We start from the raw sequence: 3,691 nt of genomic DNA, 5'->3' as shown, positions 1-3,691 counted from the left end.
TTTTTTTACTGTTTTGTTTTTTTTACTGTTTTGTTTTTTTTACTGTTTTGTTTTTCCAGCTTTTAGAGATAATTTTCAGATTATTTGACTCAATATTCTAAAAAGCTTAAGTAAAAAGTATGTATTTAATCTGCTTTTTTCTATGAGAGAAATTCAGTATAAGAAGGGTTTATCCAGGGATGTTCGTGGAAGTAAGAAAAAGCCAGAGCACACTTATCCTTGAAAGGACTGCGGGATGAGTTTATATAGAAGTACAAACATGTAAAATGCGATTTTAATTCCAGAGCTATTCCAAACTCACACTAATAAGGAGGATTAAATAATGGCAGGACAGCCAATCTTCATTTTAAAAGAAGGAAGTAAAAGAACCAGAGGCAGGGATGCCCAGAGCAACAACATTATGGCTGCAAAAGCAGTAGCAGAAGCAGTCAGAACCACACTTGGCCCCAAAGGTATGGACAAGATGCTTGTAGACTCAATGGGCGATGTGGTCATTACAAACGATGGAGCAACCATTCTCAAAGAGATGGACATCGAGCACCCTGCAGCAAAGATGGTGGTAGAAGTATCCAAGACCCAGGACGATGAAGTAGGAGACGGAACCACCAGTGCAGCTGTTGTCGCAGGCGAACTCTTAAGCAAAGCCGAAGGCTTAATCGAACAGGAAGTCCACCCGACAATTATTGCATCCGGATACAGGCTGGCAGCCGAGAAAGCTGTTGAAGTCCTCAACTCCCTGGCGATGAGCGTTGATATGTCCAACAGGGACCTGCTGGTCAGCATCGCAGAAACCGCCATGACCGGAAAAGGTGCAGAAGCTTCCAAGAGACTCCTTTCCGAGATTGCCGTGGATGCTGTTACAAGCGTTGTCGATACAAACGGCAAAAAGACAGTTGACAAGGATAATATCAGCGTTGTCAAGAAAGTCGGCGGCAAAATAGAAGATTCCGAGCTTATTCCAGGCATGATCATTGACAAGGAAAGGGTCCACACAAACATGCCCGAGAAGGTCAAAGACGCAAAGATCGCTCTCCTGAACGCCGCAATCGAACTCAAAGACACCGAAGTGGACGCAGAAATCTCAATCACCTCTCCTGACCAGCTCCAGTCCTTCCTTGACCAGGAAGAGCAGATGCTCAAGAAGATCGTCCAGAAAGTGATCAACAGCGGCGCAAACGTTGTATTCTGCCAGAAGGGTGTTGAAGACCTTGCCCAGCACTACCTTGCAAAAGCAGGCATCTTCACTGTCCGCAGAGTCAAGAAGAGCGACATGGAAAAACTCGCAAGGGCAACTGGCGGCAAACTCATCACCAACCTTGACGAGATCACCCCCGAAGACCTCGGTTTTGCCAAACTCGTTGAAGAAAAGAAGGTTGGCGGCGACAGCATGACATTTGTCACAGGCTGCGACAACCCCAAAGCTGTTACCATTCTCCTGCGCGGTGGCACAGAGCACGTAGTTGACAGCATCGACAGCGCTCTTGAAGACGCACTCCGCGTAGTAGGAGTTGCAATCGAAGACGAAAAACTCGTTGCAGGCGGCGGCTCTCCCGAAGTTGAGGTTGCTCTCAGGCTCCAGGAATACGCAGCAACTCTCGAAGGCAGGGAACAGCTTGCAGTAAAAGCTTACGCCGAAGCTCTCGAAGTTATCCCCAGGACTCTTGCGGAAAACGCAGGTCTCGACCCGATCGACATGCTCATGGAGCTCCGCTCCCAGCACGAGAAAGGAATGAAGACCGCAGGACTTAATGTTTATGAAGGCAAGGTCGTTGACATGTGGAAGAACTTCGTAGTCGAGCCCCTCAGAGTCAAGACCCAGGTAATCAATGCAGCCACAGAGTCTGCAGTCATGATCCTCAGGATCGACGACATCATTGCTTCTACCCGTGCAGCAAGTCCAGGCCCTGAAGAAATGGGAGGCATGCCAGGCGGAATGCCAGGCGGAATGCCAGGCGGAATGCCAGGCGGAATGCCACCAGGAATGATGTAAATTCCTGAAAAATAAGGTAAAACCGAAAATTGATTGAATCCAGAAAAGGTGCAGTACTTCTACTGCTCCTTTTTTAAAGTTCAGTCAGAAAATATTCCAGGCCTAAAAACCTTTTTTCCGGACTCTCACCGGAAAATCCATGTGAATTTCCGTTATCTTTTTTCTTTTTCAGGCTTTTTTAAGACAGCTGAGAATGTCTTCAGCTTCGTATTTTGTTTTAATCATACGCGTCCTGCCTCTCTTGCCCTTACCTGTAAAGTCGGCATCCACATAGTTAAGGGTTTGAAGCCTGTTGACCATGCCGTAAAAGCGTGTGTATCCAAGCTGTGTCAGCTCGTGGAAGGATTTGTAGAGCTCTCCGGCCTTAACTTCATCCTTCTTTGCTATCAGTTCAAGTAGCTGTTTTTCAGAATCTGAGAGAAGGCTTATTCCCCTGCACAGGTGGAGCAGTTTGGATGCTTCGTAGGCTTTTGCGACATCCTCCAGCAAGATCATGCGGCTTCCCCTGCGTTCGGCGTTAAAACCTGAACGTCTGAGAAGGTCGATTCCAACCCTCAAATCTCCTGTTTTTTCCACATAAGAAACTATAAGTTTCAGTACTTCGTCAGAGATTACTTTCGGATAAAAACCATACCTGACCCTGTCCTTGAGGATATCCAGAATCTCTTCTTCTTCATACCTCGGGAAAGATATTTCTTCAGGCAGAAAAACAGAGTTTACTCTGGAGTCCAGGCAGTAAAGATCGGATGCGTCATTAACGATCCCTATAACCCCGATCTTTGCTCCCGGATACTGTTCATGAGCCCTTAGAAGAGAATACATTACTTCATTGGCGTGCCCTTCACAGCACAGGTAATTAAGGTCGTCCAGAGCTACAATCAGGACTTTTTCCGAAGAAATCAGAAAATTAACAACGGTTTCAAAGAGTTTTCTGAACGCGATCCCGGAATTAGGGGGGGAGATCCCGAAGAGCTGCCTGTAAATCCTGGACATTACAGCGAAACGTGTGGAGTCGATCTGGCAGTTAACCTTTACAGTAACCACGCCTGGAGCGTGAGCTTCAATTTCTCTGAAGATCTTCATAACTGCGCTGGTTTTTCCTGTACCAGGGGGCCCGACCAGCAAACAGTTTAGAGGCCGCATACCGCGCAGAGCCGGTTTGAGTGCAAACCTGAGCGCGTTTAACTGTGAGTCCCTGTGGGGAAAATATTCCGGGAGATAATCCGGCTCAAGTACTGAAAGGTCCTTAAATAGGGTTTCGTCCCAGAGTAGTATATCGTTACCTGTCAAGGAAACCTGCTCCTTTGATTGCGTATGTACTTAACCGTAGCATTTTTGCTGCTGGATTCTGACACCTGATTTCCTGTGATTGCCGGATACTGATTTTGAACACAGGCTTTAAAAGGTCAAATTTTGATTTTAATAGAAATAAGTTAAATTTTTGTAAATATATCTATTGCTCTGTTTAAATTTTTCATAAATATGTTTTATTACGTTTTAGCTTTTTTGAATTATTACCGAACGATAAGTTACTTCTAAACAAGCACCTCGTAGTTTTGGAAAACTATCCAGTAAATTAATAACTCAATAATATTAACAACCAGCTCCGGATAAAGAAAGAAACTTATGATTTGACCTGCTAACTGTATTTAAGGTTGATTAATAATAAGAACTATTGACTGAAGAAAAAATGAATAAAAA

General features: G+C 44.9%; 2 protein-coding genes. One reads left to right on the top strand and one right to left on the bottom strand.

Annotated features, from left to right (window positions below; translation table 11 throughout):
• Positions 1-322: 322 nt before the first annotated feature.
• Entirely contained in the window at positions 323-1,990 is a 1,668-nt protein-coding gene (thsA, locus tag PLL47_RS13285) for a thermosome subunit alpha (protein ID WP_324446863.1), read from the top strand.
• Between the two features lie 168 nt (positions 1,991-2,158).
• On the opposite strand, the gene PLL47_RS13280 is transcribed toward thsA, so the two are convergent.
• Positions 2,159-3,280, bottom strand: coding sequence for an ORC1-type DNA replication protein (locus PLL47_RS13280; RefSeq protein WP_324446861.1), 1,122 nt, complete (start codon positions 3,278-3,280; stop codon positions 2,159-2,161).
• Positions 3,281-3,691: the final 411 nt, after the last annotated feature.

The organism is Methanosarcina sp. (assembly GCF_035390745.1).
Lineage (GTDB): Archaea > Halobacteriota > Methanosarcinia > Methanosarcinales > Methanosarcinaceae > Methanosarcina.
Note: the sequence above shows the minus strand (reverse complement) of the source record. Positions and strands in the feature narration are given on the sequence as shown.